Annotated in this window: 23 protein-coding genes and 1 pseudogene; 11 read left to right on the top strand and 13 right to left on the bottom strand. The window is 49.1% G+C overall.

Features of this window, described 5'->3' with window-relative positions:
• Nucleotides 1-10: 10 nt before the first annotated feature.
• Genes glmS through ACM9J1_RS04170 form a run of 3 tightly spaced genes read right to left on the bottom strand, consistent with a single transcriptional unit; the run spans nucleotide 11 to nucleotide 4,388 of the window.
• Complete coding sequence (gene glmS, locus ACM9J1_RS04180) at nucleotides 11-1,855, bottom strand: glutamine--fructose-6-phosphate transaminase (isomerizing) (RefSeq protein ID WP_415580682.1); 1,845 nt, start codon at nucleotides 1,853-1,855, stop codon at nucleotides 11-13.
• Nucleotides 1,856-1,859: 4 nt separating this feature from the next.
• Complete coding sequence (locus ACM9J1_RS04175) at nucleotides 1,860-3,563, bottom strand: DUF4270 domain-containing protein (protein ID WP_415580681.1); 1,704 nt, start codon at nucleotides 3,561-3,563, stop codon at nucleotides 1,860-1,862.
• A gap of 18 nt (nucleotides 3,564-3,581) precedes the next feature.
• Nucleotides 3,582-4,388, bottom strand: coding sequence for a glycogen/starch synthase (locus tag ACM9J1_RS04170; RefSeq protein ID WP_415580680.1), 807 nt, complete (start codon nucleotides 4,386-4,388; stop codon nucleotides 3,582-3,584).
• A gap of 106 nt (nucleotides 4,389-4,494) precedes the next feature.
• Between ACM9J1_RS04170 and panC the strand changes: the two genes are divergently transcribed.
• The 9 genes from panC (at nucleotide 4,495) to ACM9J1_RS04125 (ending at nucleotide 16,204) form a co-directional block, all read left to right on the top strand.
• Nucleotides 4,495-5,340 carry a pantoate--beta-alanine ligase gene (panC, locus tag ACM9J1_RS04165; RefSeq protein WP_415580679.1) on the top strand — a complete coding sequence of 282 codons (846 nt, stop codon included), beginning with the start codon at nucleotides 4,495-4,497 and terminating at the stop codon, nucleotides 5,338-5,340.
• Between the two features lie 66 nt (nucleotides 5,341-5,406).
• The gene (gene panD, locus ACM9J1_RS04160) at nucleotides 5,407-5,757 is read left to right on the top strand and encodes an aspartate 1-decarboxylase (RefSeq protein ID WP_415580678.1); all 351 of its coding nucleotides are present in this window, start codon (nucleotides 5,407-5,409) and stop codon (nucleotides 5,755-5,757) included.
• 13 nt (nucleotides 5,758-5,770) lie between these two features.
• Nucleotides 5,771-6,802: a lysylphosphatidylglycerol synthase transmembrane domain-containing protein gene (locus ACM9J1_RS04155; protein ID WP_415580677.1), complete on the top strand. Its 1,032-nt coding sequence runs from the start codon at nucleotides 5,771-5,773 to the stop codon at nucleotides 6,800-6,802.
• Nucleotides 6,803-6,869: 67 nt separating this feature from the next.
• Nucleotides 6,870-8,003 carry an alpha/beta hydrolase-fold protein gene (locus tag ACM9J1_RS04150; protein ID WP_415580676.1) on the top strand — a complete coding sequence of 378 codons (1,134 nt, stop codon included), beginning with the start codon at nucleotides 6,870-6,872 and terminating at the stop codon, nucleotides 8,001-8,003.
• 156 nt (nucleotides 8,004-8,159) lie between these two features.
• A complete protein-coding gene (radA, locus tag ACM9J1_RS04145) occupies nucleotides 8,160-9,518 on the top strand; it encodes a DNA repair protein RadA (RefSeq protein WP_415580675.1) in 1,359 nt (452 codons plus the stop codon).
• A gap of 35 nt (nucleotides 9,519-9,553) precedes the next feature.
• Nucleotides 9,554-11,536, top strand: coding sequence for a transglycosylase domain-containing protein (locus ACM9J1_RS04140; protein WP_415580674.1), 1,983 nt, complete (start codon nucleotides 9,554-9,556; stop codon nucleotides 11,534-11,536).
• Nucleotides 11,537-11,626: 90 nt separating this feature from the next.
• Nucleotides 11,627-13,240 carry a DUF4139 domain-containing protein gene (locus ACM9J1_RS04135; protein ID WP_415580673.1) on the top strand — a complete coding sequence of 538 codons (1,614 nt, stop codon included), beginning with the start codon at nucleotides 11,627-11,629 and terminating at the stop codon, nucleotides 13,238-13,240.
• Nucleotides 13,241-13,358: 118 nt separating this feature from the next.
• On the top strand, nucleotides 13,359-14,753 hold the full coding sequence (locus ACM9J1_RS04130; protein WP_415580672.1) for a PQQ-dependent sugar dehydrogenase: 1,395 nt from the start codon (nucleotides 13,359-13,361) through the stop codon (nucleotides 14,751-14,753).
• Nucleotides 14,754-14,854: 101 nt separating this feature from the next.
• A complete protein-coding gene (locus ACM9J1_RS04125; RefSeq protein WP_415580671.1) occupies nucleotides 14,855-16,204 on the top strand; it encodes a PQQ-dependent sugar dehydrogenase in 1,350 nt (449 codons plus the stop codon).
• A 12-nt stretch (nucleotides 16,205-16,216) separates the two neighbouring features.
• Here ACM9J1_RS04125 and ACM9J1_RS04120 read toward each other — a convergent pair whose 3' ends face one another.
• Nucleotides 16,217-17,155: an OmpA/MotB family protein gene (locus tag ACM9J1_RS04120; RefSeq protein ID WP_415580670.1), complete on the bottom strand. Its 939-nt coding sequence runs from the start codon at nucleotides 17,153-17,155 to the stop codon at nucleotides 16,217-16,219.
• 260 nt (nucleotides 17,156-17,415) lie between these two features.
• A complete protein-coding gene (locus ACM9J1_RS04115) occupies nucleotides 17,416-18,177 on the bottom strand; it encodes an exodeoxyribonuclease III (RefSeq protein ID WP_415580669.1) in 762 nt (253 codons plus the stop codon).
• A gap of 115 nt (nucleotides 18,178-18,292) precedes the next feature.
• On the opposite strand from ACM9J1_RS04115, the gene ACM9J1_RS04110 reads away from it, so the two are divergent.
• On the top strand, nucleotides 18,293-20,101 hold the full coding sequence (locus tag ACM9J1_RS04110; RefSeq protein WP_415580668.1) for a GNAT family N-acyltransferase: 1,809 nt from the start codon (nucleotides 18,293-18,295) through the stop codon (nucleotides 20,099-20,101).
• On the opposite strand, the gene ACM9J1_RS04105 is transcribed toward ACM9J1_RS04110, so the two are convergent.
• The 6 genes and pseudogenes from ACM9J1_RS04105 to ACM9J1_RS04080 form a co-directional block, all read right to left on the bottom strand.
• Nucleotides 20,093-20,896: a M48 family metallopeptidase gene (locus tag ACM9J1_RS04105; protein WP_415580667.1), complete on the bottom strand. Its 804-nt coding sequence runs from the start codon at nucleotides 20,894-20,896 to the stop codon at nucleotides 20,093-20,095. The two genes, ACM9J1_RS04110 and ACM9J1_RS04105, sit on opposite strands and share 9 nt — an antisense overlap.
• Nucleotide 20,897: 1 nt before the next feature.
• Nucleotides 20,898-21,320, bottom strand: coding sequence for a magnetosome magnetite crystal formation protein family (locus ACM9J1_RS04100; RefSeq protein WP_415580666.1), 423 nt, complete (start codon nucleotides 21,318-21,320; stop codon nucleotides 20,898-20,900).
• On the bottom strand, nucleotides 21,317-21,721 hold the full coding sequence (locus ACM9J1_RS04095; RefSeq protein WP_415580665.1) for a DUF2752 domain-containing protein: 405 nt from the start codon (nucleotides 21,719-21,721) through the stop codon (nucleotides 21,317-21,319). The genes ACM9J1_RS04100 and ACM9J1_RS04095 overlap by 4 nt, the downstream gene beginning before the upstream one ends.
• 3 nt (nucleotides 21,722-21,724) lie before the next feature.
• A complete protein-coding gene (locus tag ACM9J1_RS04090) occupies nucleotides 21,725-22,063 on the bottom strand; it encodes a TM2 domain-containing protein (RefSeq protein WP_415580664.1) in 339 nt (112 codons plus the stop codon).
• Between the two features lie 159 nt (nucleotides 22,064-22,222).
• Nucleotides 22,223-22,606 carry a VOC family protein gene (locus ACM9J1_RS04085; RefSeq protein ID WP_415580998.1) on the bottom strand — a complete coding sequence of 128 codons (384 nt, stop codon included), beginning with the start codon at nucleotides 22,604-22,606 and terminating at the stop codon, nucleotides 22,223-22,225.
• Between the two features lie 12 nt (nucleotides 22,607-22,618).
• Nucleotides 22,619-23,584, bottom strand: a pseudogene (locus ACM9J1_RS04080) (2-hydroxyacid dehydrogenase); the annotation flags it as partial.
• Nucleotides 23,585-23,644: 60 nt separating this feature from the next.
• Here ACM9J1_RS04080 and ACM9J1_RS04075 point away from each other — a divergent pair.
• Nucleotides 23,645-24,577, top strand: a complete 933-nt coding sequence (locus ACM9J1_RS04075; protein ID WP_415580663.1) for a hypothetical protein — start codon at nucleotides 23,645-23,647, stop codon at nucleotides 24,575-24,577.
• 105 nt (nucleotides 24,578-24,682) lie between these two features.
• On the opposite strand, the gene mgtE is transcribed toward ACM9J1_RS04075, so the two are convergent.
• Both mgtE and rsmA read right to left on the bottom strand, forming a co-directional pair.
• Nucleotides 24,683-26,035 (bottom strand): magnesium transporter, encoded by a 1,353-nt coding sequence (gene mgtE / locus ACM9J1_RS04070; RefSeq protein WP_415580662.1) that lies wholly within the window; start codon nucleotides 26,033-26,035, stop codon nucleotides 24,683-24,685.
• Entirely contained in the window at nucleotides 26,025-26,804 is a 780-nt protein-coding gene (rsmA, locus tag ACM9J1_RS04065) for a 16S rRNA (adenine(1518)-N(6)/adenine(1519)-N(6))-dimethyltransferase RsmA (RefSeq protein WP_415580661.1), read from the bottom strand. Before rsmA ends, mgtE begins: the two co-directional genes overlap by 11 nt.
• Nucleotides 26,805-26,861: the final 57 nt, after the last annotated feature.

Here is a 26,861-nt window from a genome sequence, read left to right as displayed (position 1 = left end):
GAATTTAAACTTACTCCACCGTGACCGACTTGGCCAAGTTACGTGGTTGGTCTACGTTGCATCCGCGCATCACCGCAATGTGGTAAGACAAGAGTTGCAACGGAATAGTTGTCACGAGCGGCGACAAAGCGTCTGAGGTTTCCGGGATTTCAATCACGTAGTCCGCCAGTTCGCGCACTTGCACGTCGCCTTTGGTCACCACGGCAATGATGCGGCCGCTGCGGGATTTGATTTCTTGGATGTTGCTCACGACTTTGTCATAGTGGCCTTGCTTTGGCGCGATGACAATGACCGGCATCGATTCGTCGATGAGCGCGATCGGGCCGTGCTTCATCTCGGCAGCCGGATAACCTTCGGCGTGGATGTATGAAATTTCCTTTAATTTCAGTGCGCCTTCCAAGGCAACCGGGAAGTTATAGCCGCGCCCGAGATACAAACAATTGGTTGAGTCCTTGAACTTGTCGGCAATTTCCTTGCACACGTCGTTGGTGTTGAGTGTCTCTTCCACTTTGTCAGGTATGACTTCCAATTCCTGCAAATACCTGTGGAAATCTGAGTTGGACAACGTGCCTTTGGCTTTGGCCAGACGCAGTGCAATCATGGTCAAAACGGTGATTTGTGTCGTGAAGGCTTTGGTCGAGGCCACACCGATTTCAGGACCAGCGTGCGTATAAGCGCCTGCATGTGTTTCCCTTGAAATCGAAGAGCCAACTACGTTACAAACCCCGAACACAAAAGCGCCTTTTTCTTTCGCGAGCTTGATGGCGGCCAAGGTATCGGCGGTTTCTCCGGATTGTGAAATCGGGATGACGACGTCTCCGGCGTTGATGATTGGGTTGCGGTAACGGAATTCGGAAGCGTATTCCACTTCTACCGGAATGCGCGCAAACTCCTCGAAAATGTACTCGGCCACCAAACCGGCATGCCACGACGTACCGCAAGCCACAATCAGGATGCGGTCTGCGTTGAGGAATTTCTCAAGATTGTCTTCTACGCCAGCCATCTGGATGATGCCGTCGTTGGCGTGAAGCCTTCCGCGGTACGTATCTTTAATGACGCTCGGTTGTTCGTAGATTTCCTTGAGCATGAAGTGGTCGTAACCGCCTTTCTCGATTTGCTCGAGGTTCATTTTCAGTTCCTGAATGTATGGATCAACTAAACTGTCGTCCTTGATTTTGCGCACTTTCAATGGCTTGTGCAAACGGACGATGGCCATTTCTTCGTCTTCCAAGTAGATTGCGTTAGACGTATATTCGATGAATGGTGAAGCATCGGAAGCGATAAAGAACTCGTCTTTCCCGATGCCGATAGCCAACGGGCTACCCAAACGTGCCACCACGATTTCGTCGGGCTTGTTTTTGTCGAACACACAGATGGCATAAGCGCCAACCACTTGATTGAGCGCCACCTGTACGGCCTTTCCCAATTTCAATCCGTCTTTTTTCTGGACATCTTCGATGAGGTTCACCAATACTTCGGTGTCTGTATCTGATTTGAAAACGTATCCGCGCTTGATCAATTCTTTCTTGAGCGGTTCGTAGTTTTCGATAATGCCGTTGTGGATGATCGCGAGATTGCCCGAGTTAGACAAATGCGGATGCGAATTCACATCGTTCGGAACACCGTGGGTTGCCCAACGGGTATGGCCCATGCCGATGGTTCCGGATTGGCTTATTTCTTTTGCGCGCTCTTCCAGATCGGTGACTTTGCCCTTGGTTTTGGAAACCTTGATGCCGCTTTGGTCACACAACATGACGCCGGCGCTGTCATAGCCTCTGTACTCGAGTCTTTTCAGTCCTTTAATGACGATCGGGTACGCGTCCCGATGGCCAATATAACCTACAATTCCACACATAGTATTATTCTTTTTTGGTGTAATAAATCTTAAGCTGCAGCCTTTTCTCGTCTATCACCGCCGGGTTGCTGCCATACAAGACAACGCCACGCTGGCTGGTGGTTGCTGCTCCGGGAATCACATCAATACTTCCTGACAAATCCGTTCCCGGCAAGGCAGTCTTCAACTTGGTATTGTATGTACTGCTGATACTTTCGGTCACGACCAGTCCTAGTTCTACGTTGGCCGAATCGATGGCACGATCCACCAAATTACGGATGTGATTGGTCAACCTAATCGTATAGCGTTTCTTTTCCTTAATGTAAATCCCGCCGTGTACAAACTTATTGTATTGCGGCGCGCCACTCACGGTTGTCACATCGAAATCGTAATCCACAAGTCGCTTTTTATTCTTCAAATCATACAAATACAAGCGATAAGCCGGCTTTTCTACATCTGGATTCATTTGGTCTTCGTCCAAAAAGAACGACAAACTTGCGTCGTTGATCAGCCAGTTCTTCTCGCGCAATTCGTCCAATTCATCGGGAACGTTATTCGGCACGTCTACCAAGACGTTAGGAATATTCGGATCGTCTGGCGTGTCATAATCGTTGTCATCATCGTAACCATAGTTGTCCGCGCTCGGGAAAAGCTTGATCACGGCCATCGATCCCGCGCCGCCTTTCAGCCAAATCCGGCTGTCGCCATTGGTTAAATCAGGCGCCGTAACTTGGCTAAGATAATTACTATTGTATTCATTTTCAAAAAGATTGACGGTATTTCCCGCCAAGTTGAGCACCAACGTCTTCGGATCTGTACGCACGTCGCTGTCCTCGTCTTCTTTTTCGGTGTAGGTTACCGTAATGGTTCCTTGCTTGAAATTCATTTTGGCCAGACTGCCCTGATTGGGCGAGCCCGCGGCTTCCTCGACCTTGAAATACAACCCGCGGCACCATTCCTTAAAAACGTTGTTGGTCACCAGTTTTCCTTGCGCGGATGCACTGAAAAGTTTCTCCTGGAAATAGTCGTTGCGCAATTGCAGCCTCATTTCCGGTGAGCGGCGTTCGTCCACGACCTGCAGGCCATCATCGTTTGTTGTATAGGTTACTATTTCGGCCGGATCAAAATAAAACTGGTCGTTTTGCTTTTCCTGTGAACTGTTGTTCAATCGGCCGGGAATAACCGCGCCGGCAATATCATCGGCTTGGTCTGAATAGTATTTCTGCACTTCCTGAAAACCGGTTGACGGATCAAAATCGCGCAGGTAATATCCTGAGGCAAATACGCTCAATTTTATTTTGGAACTGCCCTGCAACGAATCGAGTTCGTACAAGCTGTTGCCGTCGTCGTCAACGGCTGTACGCGTTGCGAAATATGGGATGTTGAGTTCCACTTTCTCGATTTGCGGATCGAGGTCTAGATCGATGGTCGGGTTCGGGTCGTCCAACTCCAACTGTGTTACAAAGCTGGCCTTGACCTTTCCGAACACGGAATTGTTGTAATATCCTAAAGCATTTATGGGCATGTCCACCACGCTGGTGGTTGCTTTACTGGTTTGTACCGTCCCGTAGAATTGATTGTAGGCCAAAACCGGCATCAGCGCGACTTCAAAACCAAAATGGTCTTCACCAACGATACCGGAACCAATTTCATTGTAGTCTTTATCGCACGAAACGGCAAATCCTACAACAGCAAAAAAAAAGAAAATTTTTAGAAAAGAAGCACGCATTTGTTCAAGCAATTTTATTTATAGCACCGTGTTTTTGTAGAAAGAAGTATAGGCTTCCGCGAATTTTTCTTTCGGGGCGAAAGGTAAAAAAGGTTTACCCGTTGATTCTATAAATTTTGTTAAACTTGGCGAGAGGTTTTCAGACGCTATAATCACTGCATCAGAGTGGTTTACCGATACTTTTATGAGGTTTTCGTAATCTGGCGTCTGGAGGTCTGCAATGGCATCGCCTGGAATATTATCGAACTTTACTTTGTTGATCATACCCTGGTCCAGCGTACCTTCAAAACCTTGCGCATACACCGAAGTGACGATCTTGGTTTGAGCAAAAAGCGCCTCGTCTTTATAGAAATGCTTCATATAGACCGGAAGCATGCCAGCCAACCAGCCGTGAACATGGATGATGTCTGGTACCCAGTTGAGTTTCTTGACGGTTTCCACGACGCCTTTCGCAAAGAAAATCGCCCGTTCGTCATTGTCCGGATATAGCACGCCTTCCTCATCGGTAAACGTGGCTTTGCGCTTAAAATAGTCGTCGTTGTCAATGAAATAGACTTGGATGCGTTCTTTCGGGATCGAGGCTACTTTAATGATCAGCGGCATGTCCAGGTCGTTCACCACCAAATTCATCCCCGAGAGGCGAATCACTTCGTGCAATTGATGCCTGCGTTCATTGATGTTACCGTATCGCGGCATGAAAATCCTGATCTGGCAACCCTGATCATTAATCATTTTCGGCACATCGTATGACATTAGGGAAACCTCATTTTCGGCCAGGTAAGGCACTACTTCTGACGATACATACAATATCCTCTTATCCTCCATTTTCAATGCGGGTGTTTTTATATGGCTTTAAAAGCACGCAAAAGTACGAAATTTTATGACGTTGTTAACAAAAAACTTAAGTTTGCACCTCATTTAACTTTTGAATATGCTCATTTTCAACAGGCAGACAGACTTGAAGGCACACCTTGCATCGCTTCGCCAACACAAGTCTGTTGGTTTTGTCCCAACGATGGGCGCACTCCACAGCGGGCATCTGTCTTTGCTTTCGGAATCGTTGCAACACAACGAGGTGACGGTCATCAGCATTTTCGTAAATCCGACGCAGTTCAACAACGCCGAAGATCTGGCGAAATATCCGAGAACAATAGACGAAGATGTCGCCAAAATAAAAACGCTCAACCCTTCCGTTATCATCTTTGCGCCAACCGTAGATGACATGTATGGCGGCCAAACCGTGTCTGAACATTTTGATTTTGACGGACTGGAAAACCAGATGGAAGGCCGTTTCCGACCGGGGCATTTTGACGGCGTGGGCACCATAGTGAAGCGTTTGTTTGACATCGTCCAGCCCGACAATGCATACTTTGGGGAAAAAGATTTCCAGCAACTGCAAATCGTCAAGAAACTCGTATCGAAATACAACATTCCCGTAAACGTCGTGGGTTGCCCGATTCACCGCGAAGCCAACGGGTTGGCGATGAGTTCCAGAAATGAACGGCTGTCACCTGAATTACGCGAGGAAGCCGCATTCATCTACCAGACGTTGTTGCAGGCCAAAAAAGAATTTACGTCCGAAAGCATCGAGGCCCTTAAGCAAAACGCCGAAAAGGCTTTCCGCAAACACCCGGACTTTGAATTGGAGTATTTCGAGATCGCAGACGAAGCCACGCTCGAACCGGCAACCGAAAAAGAAGCAGGCAAAAGTTACCGCGCGTTCACTGCTGTTTTTGCAGGAAAAATAAGACTTATCGACACCGTTGCGTTAAATTAATTCCCTTGGTTTTTGACTTTCGACTTTTGACTTTCGACTTTTGACTTAATTAACTACCTTTGCGCCATGCAAGTCCACGTTGTAAAATCAAAGATTCACCGCGTTACCGTTACCGGTGCAGACCTCAACTATATCGGGAGCATCACGATTGATGAAGCGCTCATGGATGCCGCCAATCTGGTGGAAGGCGAAAAAGTTTCCGTCGTCAATGTCAACAATGGCGAGCGGCTTGAAACGTACGTTATTAAGGGCAATCGCTACAGCGGCGAAATCACGTTGAACGGGCCGGCGGCGCGCAAAGTCCACAAAGGCGACATCATCATCATCATCGCATACGGCATTCTCGATATTGAGGAAGCCAAATCGTTCCGCCCAAGCTTGGTATTCCCGAACGAGAAAGACAATTCCCTGAAATAATTACCGGACCGCCGTGCAAGATGCTTTAGAACATTCCGATGCCGAGGCGGTTCGAGACGATTCACCACAGCAACCCAAAACCTGGAAAAGTATCGTCAGCAAATGGCTGTCGATTGTCTTGCCATTGGCGCTAGGATTTGCGCTGATCGTTTACCAATACAACCAGTTTACGCCGCAGCAATTGCAGGAAATGAAAGGCTATTTTGTTTCCGCCAACTATTTCTACATCGGGCTTTCCTTGTTTGTGGCTTTATTCGGATTCCTGTCGCGCGCCTATCGTTGGAAGTTTGCGCTGGAGCACATGGGTTATCAGACGCATTTTAAAAACAACCTGATGGCCGTTTGCATCTCCTACTTCATCAACCTGACCATTCCGCGATCGGGCGAGATTTCGCGCGCCGTAATCTTGAAAAAATACGAAGATGTGCCGTTCTCCAAGGGTTTTGGAACCATCGTCGCCGAACGCATCGTGGATTTGGCGATATTCTTCCTGTTCGTATGTGTGTCATTGCTGTTTCAATTTCGTACGCTGAAGAATTTCATTCTCGAATATATTCCGGTCGAAAAACTGATTTGGCTGGCCGTCATCGGATTCGTTGGATTCATTGCCTTCATTGTCATTTGGATTTATTCACGGTGGACACTCATCGAAAAATTGAAAACCAAGGTCTCTGGCCTGACGGAAGGCTTGTTGAGCATTTATTACATGGAAAAAAAGTGGCCGTATCTGTTCCACTCCTTCTTCATCTGGTTCACCTATTTCATGATGTTTTACATCACCATTTTCGCGCTACCGGAGACAAGCGACATTCGGCTGGGCGCGGTGATGATTGCGTTTGTGTTCGGGAGTCTGGCCATGGGTTTCACCAACAGCGGCTTCGGTGCTTTCCCGCTACTGATTGCGCAGATTTTCCTTTTGTATGGTGTGTCCAACACGGCCGGAACGGCATTCGGCTGGCTCGTCTGGATATCGCAAACACTGCTCATTGTCGTGCTCGGATTGGTGTCGTTCATCCTGCTGCCGGTCTTAAATCGTAACAAATAATTTTATATATTGGCGAACCCGAATTGAACGCCTGCTGGTGCAATTGTTCCAACCGAAAACCAATACTATGAAACGTTTGCTGCTCTTGGCGCTCTGCCTTGCCTTTTATTCGGGCTATTCACAAAAAATCACCGATACCATCCATTCGCAAAAGCTGGACGAAGACCGCGTCATCCAGATCAGCGTGCCCGAAGGCTACAAGAAAAATCCCGGCAAAAAATACCCGTTGCTCGTGTTGCTTGATGGCGATTACCTGTTCGATGCCTTTCACGGCGCACTGGCCTATGGCGGTTATTGGGATGACTTGCCCGAGATGATCGTGGTCGGCATCAACCAGGAAAAAACACGCGACGCAGACTGTACCGTCGATGCCGAAACCGGCTTGCCGTCCGAAAAAGGGGAGCGCTTCTTCGAGTTCATCGGCGAAGTCGTGGCATCGGTCGAGAAGCAATACCGTATTGCGCCGTTTCGCATCATCGCAGGACACGACGTGACCGCTGGTTTCATGAATTTTTACCTGTACAAAGACCAGCCGCTGTTCAACGCCTACATTTCGATGAGTCCGGAATTGCCTGCAGAAATGGAAAAACGCATCCCGGAACGCCTGGCGACCATCGAAACGCCACTTTTTTATTATCAATCTACAGCCGACGGCGACCTCAAGAAAATGCAGGAACGCATTCGGGCGCTCGACAGCGATGCCAAGAAAATAGCCAAGCCGACACTGAATTACAAATTCGATGAATTCAAGGGCGCGTCGCATTATTCCTTGGTGTTGCATTCCATCCCGAGCGCGTTGTACCAGTTCTTCTCGGTCTATCAGCCGATTTCCACGGTTGAATTCAACGACAAAATCGTGAAATTGCCATCGGGTTACGTGGATTATCTCGTCCAGAAATACGAACTGTTGGAGAAAGTATTGGGAACGAAAATGCAAATCAGGATCAATGATTTCAAGGCCATCGAAGCGGCGATCTTGAAGAACAAAGCCTACGACGAATTCGACAAACTCTCAGACCTCGCCCGCAAAAGTTACCCGAAAGCCATGTTGGCCGACTATGAACTGGGTCAGATGTACGAAAAGAAAGGCGACTACAAGAAAGCCGCGAAATACTATCAGGCCGGTTTCCAGAAAGAGGAAATCGGAGATTTGACTAAGGATTTGATGCTGGAAAAGGCAGACGAAATGAAGGGAATGTAAACTAATTAATAATTAATAATGGATAATTAATAATTAATAATGTGCAGCGGCGGTTTGTCGTTAGTGTGAAAAAACTACACTGTGAACCTATTTATGCATCTTTGTTCTATTTCCCGTCAACTGTTTTTCGTTTAATTATTAATTATTAACTATTAATTGAAAATAAAAACAACCTTCTTTTGCCAGAACTGCGGCGCCCAATATGCCAAATGGCAAGGCCAGTGCAATTCCTGTAAAGAATGGAATACGATTGCCGAAGAAATCATCCAGAAGGCCGAAAAAGCATCATGGAAGCCGGACGATAATTCCAGCAAAAAGGCCGCGAAACCGCTTCGGGTCAACGAAATTGATTCGTCGGCGGAAGTACGACTCGACACGCGCGACGGCGAACTCAACCGCGTGTTGGGCGGCGGCATCGTTCCCGGATCAATGATTTTGTTGGGCGGCGAACCCGGCATCGGGAAAAGTACCTTGCTTTTGCAGATTTCGCTGCGGCTTCCGTATAAAACGCTTTATGTTTCGGGCGAAGAAAGCCAGAAGCAAATCAAGATGCGCGCGGAACGGATTACGTCGCAGGAAGACAATTGCTACATCCTGACGGAAACGAAAACGCAGAACATCTTTCGTCAAATCCAGGAAATCGAACCCGATGTGGTCATCATCGATTCCATCCAGACTTTGCATACGGATTACATCGAATCGGCCGCCGGAAGCATTTCGCAAATCCGGGAATGTACCGCCGAACTGATCAAATTCGCCAAGGAAACCGGAACGCCGGTCATCCTGATCGGGCACATCACCAAAGACGGCAACATCGCCGGGCCGAAGATTTTGGAGCACATGGTTGATACCGTTTTGCAATTCGAAGGCGACCGCAACCATGTGTACCGCATACTCCGCTCGCTCAAAAACCGTTTTGGATCGACAGCCGAACTCGGCATTTACGAAATGCAGGGCAGCGGACTTCGCGAAGTCGCCAATCCGTCGGAGATATTGATATCACACCACGAAGAAAACCTATCGGGAACGGCCATTGCCGCCACACTCGAAGGCATGCGCCCGCTCATGATTGAAATCCAAGCGCTTGTTTCAACTGCTGTTTATGGCACGCCGCAACGTTCCACGACCGGCTACAACGCCAAACGATTGAACATGATTTTGGCCGTACTGGAAAAACGTGCGGGTTTCCGTTTGGGGATGAAAGACGTGTTCTTAAACATTACAGGCGGGATTTCCGTTGACGATCCGGCGATTGATCTGGCTGTCGTGGCCGCAATTTTGTCCTCGAACGAAGACATTCCGGTGGAGAAAGACTGTTGCTTTGCGGGCGAAGTGGGTTTGTCGGGCGAAATCCGGCCGGTGAATCGCGTGGACCAGCGCATCCTAGAAGCCGAAAAGCTTGGTTTCGCGTCGATCTTCGTGTCAAAATACAACAAAATCACCGTCAAAAATACGCTCATCAAAGTCCGGCTCGTGTCCCGGATTGAAGATGTGGCGGCCGCCTTGTTCGGGTAAACTTTTATCCGTACTTTTATTCCAGCAACTTTAGGATGAGAAGGGAAACTAAGACTAAACTCAAGCGTTGGGGCGTGCTCACCGCAAAAATCGTATTGGCCTTATTGGTCTTGCTCGCGGCGGGCTATTTCATTTTTCGGGGCATGATCCTGGAGAAAGTCATCGCGAAAATCAAGGAAAAGACGCAAACCGAATACGACGCGACTTTTTCGGTGAAGGAAGCCAGATTCCGCGGGCTGGCCGGCATTGATTTGACCGATGTCGCACTCGTGCCCAACAACGCCGATTCGCTCTTTAAAGTCAGTTCGATCAAGGCCGATGTCAACATCATGAAATTGCTCGTGGGCAGCGTACAACTCGAAGACTTGGAACTTCGCGACGGCTTCATACAACTGGTCAAGAAAGATTCCATCAAGAATTTCGATGCGTTCATCAAGAACAAGAAAGACGCGGCGGAAGTGGAAGTCGTGACCGACAATAAAAAAGACTACGCCCGCAAAACGTATCGCATCTTGTCTCGGTTGCTCAACCTCGTCCCGACCGACATGAAATTGACTAATTTATCGCTGCGCATCAACGACAACGGAAAGAAAGCCGAAGTCAACCTGCAGGAATTGCAATTGCAGGACGAACAACTCGAAACGTCCATCCGCGTAAAAACAGACACATTCGCCCAGCGTTGGCGCATCAAAGGCATGGCCGACCCACGCGACCGCAAGGCCGATCTGAAATTCTTCAACCTCGACACCGGCGCCATCCGCGTGCCGTATCTGGACGAACGTTACAACCTCAAAGCGGGTTTCGATTCCATCCGGGTGAATTTGTCGAATCTCGAAATGGACGGCGGCGAACTCCACGTGGACGGCTTTGCTTCCATTGCCGGACTGCGCATCAACCACAAGAAAATCGCTTCCAAAGATGTGTACATCAACAAGGCACGTTTCGACTACAACTTCTTGTTTGGCCCAGATTTCATCAGGATTGACAGCACTTCCACCGGCACGCTGGACAAACTCAAATTCCATCCGTTCGTCGAGTATAGCATCGCGCAAGACACGACTTATGCACTCCAAATCGACATCCCGAAAATGAAGGCGCAGGACTTCATCGAATCCTTGCCGAAAGGACTGTTTTCGCATTTCGAAGGCATGGTCGCCGAAGGTTCGTTTGACTATCATCTTGATTTCAAATACAACAAGAACAAGCCGCGCGACATTGTCCTGAACAGCACGCTCAACAAAGACGGCCTGAAAATCCTGAAATATGGCGAGGCCGATCTGGCAAAAATCAACGGGAATTTCACCTACCGTGCCATCGAGAATGGCCGCCCGCAACGCCCGATTTCAGTAGGGTCAGGGCCAAATTATACGCCGCTGAGCCAGATTACGCCGCTGCTCCGGCACGCCGTGCTGACGTCTGAAGATCCGTCGTTCTTCTCGCACAAGGGTTTCATCAGCGAAGCCTTCAAACAATCCATCATCAAGAACATCAAAACCAAGAAATTCGCGCGTGGCGGCAGTACGATTTCGATGCAACTCGTCAAGAATGTTTTCCTGACGCGCGAGAAAACGCTCTCGCGGAAACTGGAGGAAATCCTGCTGGTATATGTCCTGGAAAACCAGCGCATCAGCAGCAAGGAACGGATGCTGGAAGTGTATTTCAACATCATCGAATGGGGTCCGAACGTGTACGGCATCACCGAAGCCGCGCGGTTTTATTTCCAGAAACACCCATCGGAATTGAACCTCAAGGAATGTCTTTTCCTGGCGTCGATCATCCCGAGCCCGAAACGTTTCATGTGGCAATTCGACGACCAAGGCGAACTCCGTACGGCCTATTCGCGGCATCAGGAACGGCTCACCAGATTGATGTTCCAGCGCGGTTTGCTGCATACCGAAGACACGCTGTATCAAATCAAAAAACTCCTCATTTCCGGCCCGGCGCGTTCGTACATCAAGGTGCGCGACGAGGTAGAATTGGTAAAACCCGATCCCGAAATGGACGAGTTCGATTTCTAAATCACTGATTCCTAACGCTGTTTTTTAATTCTCCGCACGCCTGCCAACCCGCGCGCCTTTTCCATGCTCTTGTCTTAAAAATCAAGAGTCATGAGAAAAATCATCATCGTGGGTTTGTTGCTGCCAATGTTGGCCATCGCCCAAAAACCTGTTTTCACGACCGCCAAGGTCAAAGCCGCCACCATTTATTACAACGCCGCCGAACTCTCGCAATCGGCTTCGATTAATTTGCCCGCCGGAACGAGCGAAGTCGTGGTCAAGAATGTCGCGAATGAGCTGAGCGAGAACACGGTTCAAATCGGCGCGCCGTCTTCGGTAACGGTGTTGTCTGTACAGTTCACCACCAATTACATTTCCGAGTTCGAACCCGACGAAAATGCACCAGCCATCAAGAAAGTACGCGACAGCATTTCGATGGTCAAAAAAGAAATCGCCAAGGTTCAAATCGAAAAGAATACAGGTTCGAAATCACTGGAACTCCTGGACCGGAACATGAGCGTGGCCGGCGCCAACACAGGTTTGAGCGTGGCAGAACTGACCAAACTCCTCGACTACAATAAAGCCAAACGCATCGAGATCAACAATGCCATCAATGCATTGCAAGAGCGCGAAACCAAGCTCAATGCCATTGTGCAACGATTGAACGCCGCACTGGAAACGAACGAAAAAGAACTTGAAAAAACCTCTAACGGCAAATTGATCCTGCAAGTGATGAACGCCGTCGCGGGGAATGTCTCGCTGGACATCAACTACATCACCAATACCGCTTCATGGAAACCATTTTACGATTTGCGGGCAGACAACATCAATGCGCCCATCAACATGCTCTACAAAGCGCAAGTGACACAATACAGCGGCATCGACTGGAAAAAAGTCAAACTCAGTCTGTCAAGTGGTTATCCGAACCAGAACAATCAGGCACCCATTCTTTCACCTTGGTTCTTGGCGTACTACCACCCAGCCGAACAACTTCAAGGATACGCATCTGATGCAGCGCTGCAAGAAGTCGTCGTACAGGCGTACAAACCTGACCGCGAAACAAAAATCCGGGGCGTGGCCAGTACGGTGGAAGCAAGACAAACCACGACGCAACTTACTGTAAATTTCGACATCGACATCCCGTATGATATCTTGTCGAACGGAAAAGCGCACAGTGTTGCCCTGAAGGAAATCAAGCTGCCGGCCAAATACAAATATTACGCAGCGCCGCGGGCCGAAACAGATGCGTTCCTGATGGCTTCACTCGATGATTATTCTGCGTACAATTTGTTGCCGGGCGAAGCCAACATCATTTTTGAAGACATGTACGTGGGCAAAACAATGATCAACCCTAACGAGACTGCGGACACGCTGAGCCTGAGCATGGGCCGCGACAAAAAGATTTCCATCCGCCGCGAAAAAATCGTCGAGAAATCCGGGACAAAATTCCTGTCGTCGTCAAAGGAACAAATCTTCACGTATGACATTATCGTTAGGAACAACAAGAAAGAAATGGTGGAACTTTCGCTGCACGACCAATACCCGATCAGCACAGACAAAGACGTCACCGTAGAATTGCTGCAGTCCGACAAGGCGAAAGAACAGCAAGAAACCGGGCTGTTGCGCTGGGAGTTGAAACTGGCGCCTAACGAAACGCGAAAAATCAGGATCAGTTACAAGGTCAAGTCGCCGAAGAACAAGACTTTCGCAAACCTATACCAATAAATCGAGCATCCTCCGGGATGCTTTTTTATGGCAATTATGTAACACATTTACAACACGTTGCTGTTTTTTTTCGGACTTATTTTTTTACATTTACACGATTAACCTAAAAAAATCAGCTATGAAAAAACTTACTTTTTTGGCGTTGCTGCTTCCTGGACTGATGCTCGCGCAGACCTTCGGTATCGCAACGTACGTGACCGGCATGAACGGCGCGGTTGAAATTGCGCATCCGCCAGGTGATTCGCGCTTGTTCGTGGTGCTGCAATCAGGCGGCATCAAAATCGTCAAACCGTCAACGCCAACGACGGGCGTGGCCAATGCCACCAACTTCTTGACCTTGACCACTACAACAATCGTCAGCGGCGGTGAACGCGGCCTGCTCGGTTTGGCGTTCCATCCGAATTATGCCTCAAACGGTTACTTTTATGTGAATTATACCCGCGCCGGCGATGGTGCCACAACCATTGCCCGATACAAAGTAAGCGACGCCAACCCAGACATTGCCGACCCAACTTCGGGAACGGTTCTGCTGACGGTGACCCAACCGTTTTCCAACCATAATGGTGGTACGATTCATTTTGGTACCGACGGCTATTTGTATATCGGAATGGGCGACGGTGGCAGCGGTGGCGACCCGGGCAACCGCGCACAGAACATCAACGACAATCTCGGGAAAATGCTTAGGATTGATGTCGATTCGGCTTCACCGTATGGCATTCCGGCGACCAACCCGTTCGTAGGCGTAGACGGAAACGATGAAATCTGGGCCACCGGATTGCGCAACCCTTGGAAATGGTCATTCAACCGTTTGAATGGCGACCTTTGGATTGCCGACGTCGGCCAAGGCGAAGTGGAAGAAGTCAACAAAGTAGCGGCACCGCTGTCTCCTGGATTGAACTTCGGCTGGCGTTGTTATGAAGGTTCTGCATCTTTTAATCCGAGCGGCTGTTTGGCAGCCTCAAATTACACGTTCCCGCTGGAAGACTACACCCAAACCGCTACCGGCGGCTGCGCGGTAACTGGCGGCTACTATTACACTGGAAGCCTTTACCCGAATTTCAACGGGAAATACATCTTCGGCGATTATTGTCTGGGCAAGATATTTTCACTTACCGACGCCGGCGTGCTCACCATTTCGCCGAACATCGCCGGAATGGGCAGCGTAACGACTTTCGGTGAAGATGTCAACGGCGAACTTTACGTGGCCAACGCCGGAACAGGCGCCATTTTCAGGATTATCGACACGTCGCTGGGCGTAGCCAATGTGGCCGAAAGTGGCTTTTCGATTTATCCGAACCCAGCCCAAACGGAAATTTTCGTACGCAATCAGTCAGGCGTTTCCGCGACGCGCTTCAGTGTTTATGATTTGTCGGGCAAACGCCTGATGAGCCAGCCGCTGAACGACATGGAAACCAATTCCGTTGATACGAGTATGCTGTCTGCCGGATTGTATATCGCCACCGTGGAAGATGCCGCGGGTGCCAGATTCACCTCCAAGTTAAGTATCGAGTAACGCCCGTCGAGCCCAGCTTGTTTAACCGGCACGGCATTGTTTTCAAGAAATAGCGCCAATCTATAAGAATGTTTTGTAAATTTAGACGCCAAAACATTTTTATGAAAAAACTTTTTTTGTCCGTTGGTTTCTTCGGGCTGTTGTGCTCTGCCCAAAACATCCAAATAGTGCCATTTGCAACGGACTTTAATTACCCCGTGGAAATTACAACGGCTGGTGACGACCGCCTTTTTGTGGTGGAAAAAGAAGGGCTTATAAAAGTCTTGAACGCCGACGGAACTGTAAATTCAACGCCATTCCTGACGATGCCGGAAGGACTGCTAAATACGATGTCAGACCGGGGTTTACTCGGCATGGCTTTTCATCCAAACTATGCTGCTAATGGGTATTTTTATGTTTACTACACGAACGGCATCACCAATTCTGTAGAATTGTCACGCTATTCGGTAAGTGCCGATCCTAACATCGCAGACGCAGGTAGCCAGACGGTATTGGTGACGATACCGCACCCTTTTTTCAATCACTATGGCGGGACGATAAAGTTTGGCGCTGACGGGTATCTCTACATTTCGATTGGAGACGGTGGAGACGGTGGCGCCCGCGCGCAAAATATTCAGGAAAGCCTCGGGAAAATCATCCGGATAGATGTAGATGCCACAGCGCCCTATATTCCTGCTGGCAATCCATTTGTCGGGGCCGACGGCAACGACGAAATTTGGGCTATGGGCGTGAGAAATCCGTGGAAATTTTCATTCGACAAACAAACCGGCGACCTTTGGATCGCAGACGTCGGTGAACTATCCCAAGAAGAAGTGAATAAGATTTCAGCACCGCTACCCTCAGGACTTAATTTCGGTTGGCCTTGTTATGAAGGAACACTTCCATATAACACCGCGGAATGTTCAGTTACTGCGATGCTCACGGCTCCGTTTGCAGTTTACGGACATAGTCAGGGTTGTTCTGTAATTGGCGGTTATGTATATCGCGGAAGTATTTACGAATCGCTTACCGGCAAGTATCTTTTCACTGATTTCTGCCGAAAGCGCATCGGCATCATTAGTGAGGCAGGAACCATTAGTTATACGCCTGATTTTGAAACGGATTACGCATTCATCACTTTTGGTCAAGACAGCAGCGGCGAATTGTATATCGCCACTGGCGCCACAATCTACAAGATTATTGATGCTGATTTGAGCACCACCGACCAACGCGCTACGTTGGCGAGTGTCGCGCCGAATCCAGCGCATTCATTTTTGAACATTCGAAATACGTCGGGTAAGACGCTCGATGCTGTCTCAATATATGATGTGTCCGGGAAGTTGTTGCATCAGCAAAAACTCGGCGAAAGTGATGTCGAAACCGTTTCTATAAACCTTAGTGCTGGTCTTTACATTGTACAAATCACGGACGCTACCGGCGGTCGCCAAGTATCCAAAATCACGGTCAACTAAAGAGATTCCTCTTTAAAGATCGTTCAACATTTTTGAAATCTCGTCCAGTTTTGGCGTCAGGATGATTTCGATGCGGCGGTTCTTGGATTTCCCTTCAGCCGATGCATTGCTCGCTACCGGCGCATATTCGCTGCGTCCGGCCGCTGTCAGGTTTTGCGGGCTAATGCTTTTGTTTTCGCTCAGTATCGCGACGATGGCTGTGGCGCGCTTGGTCGATAAATCCCAATTGTCGGCAATAGGACCGGAACCGGCGTATTCCACGTTGTCCGTGTGTCCTTCAATCAACACCGAAATATCTGGGTTGGCGGCCAAGACTTTCCCGACTTCCACTACGGCTTTCCGGCCTTCTGAACCAACGGCCCAGCTTCCGGAACCGAACAATAATTTGTTTTCCATCGACACATAGACTTTCCCGTTCTTTTGCTGCACGGTCAAGCCTTTGCCCTCGAAATTGTTGAGCGCCTTAGACAACGTTTCCTTGAGTTTTTTCATGCCCGCGTCTTTGGCGGCAATCATGCTTTCGAGCTCATTGAGTCGTTTGGAACTTTCGTTGAGTCTGGATTGTTCTTCGGCCAGCGCTTTTTCCTTGGCTTCCAATTGCGCCAACAGATCGCGGTTCTTTTTCATGTTGGCCTCCAACGCTTCGTTGCTGTTGTTTTCGAGTGCCGTATAGGAACTTTGCAGGGTTTTGAGATTCTTCTCAGATGCCGACAAGTTCGCCTGAAGCTTGTTGCGTTCGGCTGTCAGTTTGTCGATTTCGCCCTGAAGGTTGACGTTTTCGGTTTCGGCTTGGGCTTTGGCCGTACCCAGCGAATCAATCTGGTTTTGCAAATGTCGGTTTTCCTTCTTCAGGTCGGCGTATTTGCCCTCAAGTTCGGTATAGACTTTTTTGGAAACGCAGGACGCAAGCAACGCTATACTACACAATGCGAGTGATAATCTTCTAATCATTTTTGTCTTGTTTGTTAGCCGAAAAGTAAACAAAAGCCAAGTCCGGCTGTCGGGATGAAAATAAAGTTTTCAAAAACGATATTAACGAAATTGTATGCCGCCAAGTTTGTAGCCAGACAATATGAAAGTTTCCTTGCCCGGTCTGGGCCAAAATATCCAGGGATAAGCCCGCCCCTTCCCTGAAGGTAAACTACAAAACCCCGGAACGACACAGCTGCGGGAAAGCCACACTTTTCCAAACAGAGCTTGCATCGAAAACCTTAGTCTATTTCCAGCAAAATCGGGCAATGGTCTGAATGTTTTGCTTCAGGCAAAATCACCGCTCGTTTCATCCGGTCCTTCATGGGTTCAGACACCAGCGCATAATCGAGCCGCCAGCCTTTGTTGTTGGCCCGCGCGTTGCCGAAGTTGCTCCACCAAGTATATTGGTGCGGCTCTTTGTTGAAGTGACGAAAACTGTCTATGAAACCACTTTCCATGAATTTGGAAAACCACTGCCGTTCTTCGGGCAGAAAACCCGAAACCCGCACATTGCGCACCGGATCATGGATGTCGATGGCTTCGTGGCAAATGTTATAGTCGCCGCACAAAATCAAGTTCGGGCGTTCTTTTCTGAGGTTGTCGATGTAGTTGTGGAAATCGTCCATGTACATGAACTTGTGCGGAATCCGGAGCGCATTGGTGCCGCTGGGCATGTAGAAACTCATCACGGAAACATCGCCGAAATCTGCCCGGATGTTTCGGCCTTCAAAATCCATGTGGTCGATGCCGGTCCCGAAAACCACATTGTCCGGTTCTTGTTTAGACAAAATCGCCACGCCGCTGTAGCCTTTCTTTTCTGCCGAATACCAGAAGTGATACGGATAACCCGCCAGTTCAAAATCCAGCAACGGAATTTGTTCTTTCGTGGCCTTGATTTCCTGCAAACAGATGACATCCGGATCGGCGGCCTGAAGCCATTGTACAAAACCTTTATTGATCGCGGCACGGATGCCGTTGACGTTGTAAGAGATGATTTTCATGGACGGATTTTGCCCTCGAAAATAACAAAAAATACGTCTGCCACGACCTGAAAATCGCCTTTGCCCGTATGAGTTTTTTGCTATCTTTGTTTTTCCCTTATAAACAAAACTACGCATGGGTTTAGTAACCGCCAAAGAAGTTGCAAAGGCAATCAATGCTGACAAATACGGCTTTTTGGGCACCTTTTCTGGGTGGTTGCTGATGAAAGTACTCCGGATCTCGCACCTCAACGAAATCTACGACCGCAACAAACACCTGAAAGACCTTGAATTCCTCAACGCCATCCTGGATGAATTCCAGATCAAGTTCGAGATTCCGGAAGAAGACCTGAAACGCCTGCCGAAAGAAGGCGCTTACATCACGATATCCAACCATCCGCTGGGCGGCATCGACGGCATTTTGCTGCTGAAACTCATGCTCGAGCGCGAACCGAATTTCAAGATCATCGCCAACTTTTTGTTGCACCGCATCGAACCGATGAAACCGTACATCATGCCGGTGAATCCGTTCGAGACGCACAAAGACGCCAAATCGAGCACCGTTGGGCTGAAGGAAACCTTTCGTCATTTGAGCGACGGCAAACCGCTCGGCATGTTTCCGGCCGGTGAAGTCTCGACCTATAAAGATGGCAAAATCGTCGTCGATAAAGATTGGGAAGAAGGCGCCATCAAAGTCATCCGAAAGGCGCAAGTACCGGTTGTCCCGATTTATTTCCATGCCAAGAACAGCCGATTGTTTTACCATCTGTCAAAGATCAGCGACACGTTGCGCACGGCGAAACTTCCCTCGGAATTATTCTCGCAGAAAGACCGCGTGATCAAGGTCAGGATCGGCAAGCCGATTTCCGTGGCCGAACAGAATGAACATGAAACCCTCGAGCAATACTCGGAATTCCTGCGCAAGAAAACCTACATGCTGGCCAATGCGTTTGACAAAGACAGCTCGTTCCTGAACACAACCAACCTGAAAATCCCGAAATCGCCGAAAACCATTGCCACGCCGGCCAACACCGAAGCCATGGCAAAGGAAATTGCAGAATTGCGAAAAGGCGACGCCCGGATGCTGCAAAGCAAAAATTACGAAGTGTTCTTTACCGAAGCCTCAAAAATCCCGAACATCTTGCACGAAATCGGGCGTTTGCGCGAAGTGACGTTCCGTGAAGTGGGCGAAGGCACGAACGAATCCATCGACATTGACCGATACGACAAATATTACCACCACATGTTTTTGTGGGATTCAGATACCAACCAAATTGCGGGCGCATACCGCATGGGATTGGGCTCGGAAATCTTCCCGAAATACGGCATCGATGGCTTTTACCTACAGGAATTGTTCAGGTTTGAACCCGAACTTTTTGACATGATGAGCAAGTCCATTGAAATGGGCCGCGCGTTCATCACCAAGGAATACCAACAAAAACCAATGCCGCTGTTCCTGCTCTGGAAAGGCATCGTACACACGACGCTTCGTTATCCAGAACACAAATTCCTGATTGGCGGCGTGTCGATTTCAAACCAATTCTCGGATTTCTCGAAGTCGCTGATGATCGAGTTCATGAAGTCGCATTATTACGACCCGTATGTAGCGCAATACGTCTATCCGAAGAAGGAATACAAGGTAAAGCTTAAGGACGCCGACAAGGATTTCGTATTTGAGGAAGCCGAAGCCGATCTGAACAAATTCGATAAAATCATTGACGAAATCGAACCCGGGAGTCTGCGTTTACCGGTGCTCATCAAGAAATACATCAAGCAGAATGCGCGCGTGATCGCGTTTAATGTGGATCCGCTTTTCAACAATGCTGTTGACGGTTTGATGTACATCCGCATCGCTGATTTGCCGGAAAGCACCGTAAAGCCGGTCATGGAAGAATTTCAGGCCGAACTCGAACGCAGGCTGGCAGAAAAAGGCGAATTACAATAAGTCGTGCTTGACTTTTTCCTTTAGGTATTTCCACTCTGCATCGGTGAGCACTTTCTGGGAAGTGTATTTTTTCCCTTTCACATAGTCGAGAATGGCCTTGGCGCGCTCCTTTGATTCGGGGTGCGTGGACATCCAATACACGGCTTCTGGCAAGTCTTGCTCTTCGGCCATTTTGTACATCAAATCGGCAAAAGGCGTAGGGTCGATGTTGGCTTTGATCATGTAATCCACCGACGTAAAATCGGCTTCACTTTCCAGCGAGCGGTCATACGCCGAAGAAGAAAGCGCCTTCACGGCTTCGGCGGTGACGCGTCCGGCGTGGCCGCCAGAAATAGACAACAAGACCGAAAGGCCAAATTCCTTGACCATTTTCTTCATGACGTGGCGTTTCTGCAAGTGCGCGATTTCGTGCCCGAGTACGCCTGCGAGTTGCGCTTCGTTGTCGCACTCGTCGATCAGGCCGGAATACACGATCAGGTAATTGCCCGGCATCGCAAAAGCGTTCATTTCATCTTTGTCGATGATATGTAGCTTGATCTCGTCGCGTTTGATGCCGTTTTCCTTGGCGAGTTTCGTCACGAGTTTATCGACGGCGCTGTTCACCGAATCATTCCGGATGACATCTTCGGAACGTTCGATGCTTTCCCAAAATAGGTCGCCGAGTTTTTGTTCGAGGTCATCGGTCTTGGCATCGACCTTCATGATGCGCATAAAGTCAATCTGCGACAGACCAAACCAGAGCGCGACGACGATTAAAATGGCAATGAATCCTTGGAATAATGTCTTTGCTCCCATGTTACTTCCTGCAAATTAAATTAGTGAGTCCGCTGAAGAAAAAGATTTCTACGTGAATGCCTTTGCGCACCTGGACAGCCGCATAAATGGTTGAGGCAAATTCCACGAGATTGACGATGATTACAGTAAAGAGATAGGCAAAATATTCATTGCTGACAGATTCGCCACCGAACAAAATCGACATCGTCCACCAGAAACTGGCGCTGTTCAAGCCCAAAATGCAGAGTTGCGAAAAAAGCGCTTGCGTACAATGCCAGCGCACGAAATACGTGGATTTGCGGTTGGCCAGATAGAACGCAAACGTCGCGAAAAGATTGATGATCGGGATCGGCAATCCGGCCACCAGCGCCACAAGTGACATCAGGTAGCTGTTGGAAGCTTTCTCGGCTTCGTGCTCGGTAGGCTTTGTAGGGAATTTGCTCATATTTTGTAGAAGTTCCATATCCAGTTGATGAGAACCAGCGCGACCAGCACCGCGGCGATCCATTTGATGCGAACGATTTTTTCGGTTTTTTGATAAACGCCCAACAGGGTGCTTTTATTGGCAATCAGGTCATACACGAGCCACGGCGGCAAAACCACCATAATCCCGAAAATGACAAAGCCTATCGGGTTGGCATAAAATGCGCCGCTGATGTCGCCATTAAACAATCGCAGCACGGCATGCGTGGAACCGCAAGTCGGGCACGGTATTCCAAAAACATTCCTGATGAAACACAAGTGAATGCCTTCGGTTTGGCGCATTTGCCAGTTGGCATAAAAAAGCCAGCTGTATCCTACCAGACAGGCAATGCCCAAGATAAGATACAGCCGGCTTCGTGTCATGTATTAGTATGCCGACGATTGGAACGCTTCCATGTTCTTCTCGCGGGTAGCGCCCATGATCAGGAACCAATCAATGATGGTCCAGATGCCGAGGCCGCCGCACGTAAGCAACTTTGCGATGCCCAAACCGGTGTCACCAATGTAGAAACGGTCAATGCCCAAACCGCCGATCAAAATCGAAATGATCAACGCTGTTGTTGGGTCTTTGAATTGTACCATTTGCATGGCCGAAGATTTAGAATCGTCAAGGCCAACCAGCCTTTCGCGCACCGCGCCGAGATGATGGCTTTCGAAAAATTTCGAGTTCATCATCATGAACATGTCTACTTTCTGTGTATCCATTTTGCTCTGTTTATGTGTTAGGTGATAAATGTAAAAATTATTTTAAATCTTGAATTCTAAATCTTGAATTATTTTGAACAATCTCACTGTTGGCGACTTGTCATTGCAGATTTCCCCAACGGAAATCATCCTACCATCCCAATTTAGAATTTATAATAGCTATAAAAAAGCCCTATCCTTCGGTTCCCAAAGCTCAATCTTATTGCCTTCCGGATCTAATATCCAACCGAATTTCCCATAGTCATAACTTTCCGGCTCGCCCACAATGGCAACGCCTTCTTCCCTGAGTTTCGCCAGCAATGCGTCCAAATCGGCCACGCGGAAATTCTGCATGAACTGTTTTTCGGACGGGTTGAAATAATCCGTGCTTTCCTTCATTGCGGACCATTGCGTTGAACAATCGTTTCCGGCCGAATCTTTCCACCAGAACGTACAGCCGTAATCATCGGTATTCAGTCCTAGATGTTCATGATACCAAGCCGTCAATGCTTTCGGATCTTTGGCGCGGAAGAAAAAACCGCCGATCCCTGTGACGCGCTGCAACGGCTTTTCAGGTGTTTCCGGATGGTACAATTGCCTGATTTTATCGACGATGACTTGCGCCAACCGTTCTTTGCTCTCGTGCGTCCAGCCCGCGATGTGTGGCGAAAGAATCACGTTATCTGCCCGCAGCAAGTATGCAAAGGCTTCCGGCAACTCGGCTTCAAATAGGTTTTCGAACGACGTTTTTTCGTACTCCAAGACGTCCAGCCCGGCGCCCAGGATTTTGCCGGATTGCAGCGCCGCCACCAAATCATCGGTCACGACATTCTTGCCGCGCGAGGTGTTGATGAGCCAAAAAGGCTTTGCAAATGCGTTGATGAAATCGGCATTCACCATTTTATCGGTATGATTGGTCCAGGGAATATGTAGGCTGAGCACGTCGGCCTTTTGTTGCAATTCTTCCAGCGGAACCTGTTTGGCGTTGGCATCGCCCACCTGCGGCAGTATGTCATGGCATAACACCGTCACATCAAACCCGCGCAGTTTCTTCGCGAAGGATTTGCCCATGTTGCCGTAACCGATGATGCCCACGGTTTTCCCGTCGAGTTCATGGCCGCGGTTGGCTTCGCGGTTCCAGTGCCCGCTTCTGATTTCTTTGTCGGCGATATTGATTTTGTTGAAAAGCGCCAGCAGCATGGCCAACGAATGTTCGCCCACGGCATTGCGATTGCCTTCGGGCGCGGCGATGAGCGCGATGTTCTTTTCGGCGGCGTATTCGGTGTCGATGCTTTCCAGGCCGGCGCCGACCCGTGCAATGAATTTCAGGTTGGTGGCCGCATCAATGAATTGTCGGTCTATCTTGAACCGGCTGCGGATGACGATGCCTTCGTAGGCTGCCATCTTGGCTTCGATGGCGTCTTTGGGCAAAGTATAGTCTTCATGGTTTTCGAAACCGGCGTCTTGCAATTGTTGCAGCAGCAGCGGATGGTTGCGGTCTAGGTGTAAAATGGCCACAGCAAAATTCGTTTCCCCAAAGATAAACAATCTGGGGCGTTGGCGCGTTTTCTCAATTGGGCCGAATCTGTATCTTTGGCGACGATGAAAAACTTTCTCCGCAAGATTGGGCTGTTTGCCGCATTGACCTTGGCCTTGGCCATTGGCCTGCAGGCTTTTTTGTCTTGGCGGATGCACGATAAAATTTTGATCGGAAGCGACAATTTGCACCTACACGACCAACCAGCCGATTTGGTCTTGCTGGGCAGTTCACGTTGTTGGGCGCATTTTGACCCCAAGTTTTTTGAAAAAGAATTCGGCACGAAAGCCATCAATATCGGGATGAGCGGGCATTCTGAAATTGACTTGAACCGCTTGCGGCTGGAAAGTTACTTGGCGAAGAATAAAAACCCACGTTTCGTAATCTTCAATTTTGACCCGATGGCCAGCCCGGACAGCGTCAACAAAGGTGAAAATTACGTACTGAAAGATATTTATTCGCGCTATGCGTTCTGGCCCGACAAACACAACGCATCGATCCTGGATTTCCTCAAATACAACTGGGCCGAAAAATACATTCCTGCGTTTGCGCTCATCAAATACAAAATGGTCATGCCGGCATTGCGGCCGCCAAAAGAAGTGGCGTACGTAACCTACGGCTATGAAAATACCACGCGGCATTGGGACACGATAGCGCAACCGCCGTCTGGCGTGATGAAGCAATATTTCTTTACGGAAAAAGACGTGTCTGCGATTACCCGCGCGTTGGCGGCGTTGAAGAAAACCTGCGACGCGCACCGCATTAAATTGCTGTGCATCCAGACGCCAATCTACAAGTCTGCGTATGATGCAAAGGCGTTTGCGAGAACCGGCGACATCTGCAAAAATCTCGGGATTGATTTCCTAGACACGGACAGCGAAGCGTTCCGCAATTGCATTGATTGTTTCTACAACTCCAACCACATGAACCGCACGGGCGTGGAAAAGATGAATGCTGTTCTGGCCGATGACGCGCGGTTAAGACAATTTCTGCAATAGCGACGCCTGTTCCGGTAGCGGCAGCGCGTTAAGGATGGCAGCGGCAGCCCGCAGCGAGGCCACGAGCGAGGACTACAGCGGACAGCCTGGGCCAAAGGCAACGCCCTAAAAACCCAAAATCAATTTCGCAATGGAAAAGTAAATCAGAATCCCACAGATGTCATTGCTGGTGGTGATGAACGGCCCGGTGGCGAGCGCCGGATCGATTCCGAACTTGTCTAGCAACAACGGGACAAACGTGCCAATAAGCGACGCAATGACAATGACCGTAATCAAAGCAATCCCGACGATGATGCCGATGGTCGTATCAACCTGCAGCAGGAAATGCGACCCCAAAAATAGAATCGCGGCCAGTATGATGCCGTTGAGCAAGGTCAGGGAAACTTCTTTGACCAACCGTTGGAATACCGTGCCGCTCAAGGTATTGTTGGCCAAACCCTGGACGATGATGGCAGAAGATTGTACGCCTACGTTTCCAGCCATCGCGGCAATGAGCGGCGTAAAGAAAAACAGGTTGCGGTGGCCGTCCATGGCGCCTTCGAAAAGCCCGAGTACGTGGACGGAAATCATGCCGCCGAGCAACGCCAAAACAAGCCAAGGTAGGCGCGCGCGCGTGAGCTCGAGAATGCTGTCGTCGGCCTCGACGTCTTGCGAGATACCGGCCGCGAGTTGGTAATCTTTGTCGGCTTCTTCCTTGATTACGTCTACGATGTCGTCGATGGTGATGCGGCCTACCAAGCGACCCATTTCATCTACGACAGGAATGGCTTCAAGGTCGTACTTCTGCATGATGCGGGCGACTTCTGTATCTTCGGTGTCAACGTTGACCCAATTGAGCTTGCGGATGTAAATGTCGCTGATGGCTTTCTTGGTGGAACTCACCAACAAATCTTTGAGCGACAGACGGCCTTTTAGACGGTCTTCGTCATCGACGACATAGATGGAATGTACACGGGAAATGTTTTCGGCCTGGATGCGCATTTCCTTGACGCAATGCAACACCGTCCAGTTCTCGTTGACTTTCACCAATTCTTTGTGCATCAAACCGCCGGCGGTGTTTTCCTTGTAGCGAAGGAGTTCGACGATGTCTTTGGCATGCTCGATGTCCTCGATTTCCTGGATAACTTCTTCCTTCTTCTCGCGGGAAAGTTCGGCGATGATGTCTGCGGCATCGTTGGTTTCGAGCTCATCCAACTCTTCGGCGATTTCCTTCGGCGACAATCTGCTGAGGATTTTCTCGCGCAGGTCGTCCTCCATTTCCAGAAGGATTTCCGCGGTTTTCTCGGATTCAAGGACTTTGAAGATGTACGTGGCTTCGTCGATGGTGAGCTCATCGAGGATTTCGGCGATGTCTGCTTGGTGCATGTCGGCCAGCAACGCCTCTAACGCTGTACTGTTATTGCCTTGGATGAGCTCCTGGAGCTGCGCAATGAGTTCTTTGCTGATTTTAAACTCCATCCGACTGAATTTTGAGGGTCAGTTCTATGAATTGTGCCACGCCAAGCTGTTCTGGACGCAGCGCAAATATAGCATCTTCCCGCAAACTATCAGATAAATTCAGGGTTTTTAAACTGTTGCGAAGTGTTTTTCGTCGTTGTTGGAACGCGGTCTTGACGACGTTGAAGAAGAGTTTCTCGTTGCACGGCAAATGGAAATCGGGCTTCCGGGTAAGCCTGAGCACGCCTGACTTGACTTTCGGCGGCGGCGTGAAGACGTGTTCCGAAACCGTGAAAAGATATTCGGCATCATAAAACGCCTGCACGAGCACCGAGAGAATGCCATAGGTTTTGCTGCCTTGCTTTTCGCAGATGCGTTCGGCGACTTCTTTCTGGAACATGCCCGAAAACTCCGGGATGCGCTCACGGAACTCCAGTGCGCGGAACACAATCTGGCTGGAAATGTTGTACGGGAAATTCCCGATGACGGCGAACGGTTTGCCATCGAACAACGTGTTGATGTTGTATTTGAGGAAGTCGCCGGAAATGATGTGCCCGTGCAATTTCGGGTAATGCCCGTTGAGATAATCGACCGATTCTGTATCGATTTCAATCACGCTCACATTGACTGGTTTGTCGAGAAGATATTTGGTAAGCACGCCCATGCCCGGCCCGATTTCCAGGATGTGGTCATAGCCTTCGAGATTGAGCGTATCGGCTATGCGGCGCGCGGTATTCTCGTCGTTGAGGAAATGCTGCCCGAGGTGTTTTTTGGCTTTTACTTTATCCATGGAATCGTTGGTGAACAGTCGAAAGACTTGCAGGGGAACAGCTAAAAGATGAATAAT

Source organism: Flavobacterium longum (genome assembly GCF_965137575.1).
GTDB classification, from domain to species: Bacteria; Bacteroidota; Bacteroidia; order Flavobacteriales; family Flavobacteriaceae; genus Flavobacterium; species Flavobacterium longum.
Note: the sequence above shows the minus strand (reverse complement) of the source record. Positions and strands in the feature narration are given on the sequence as shown.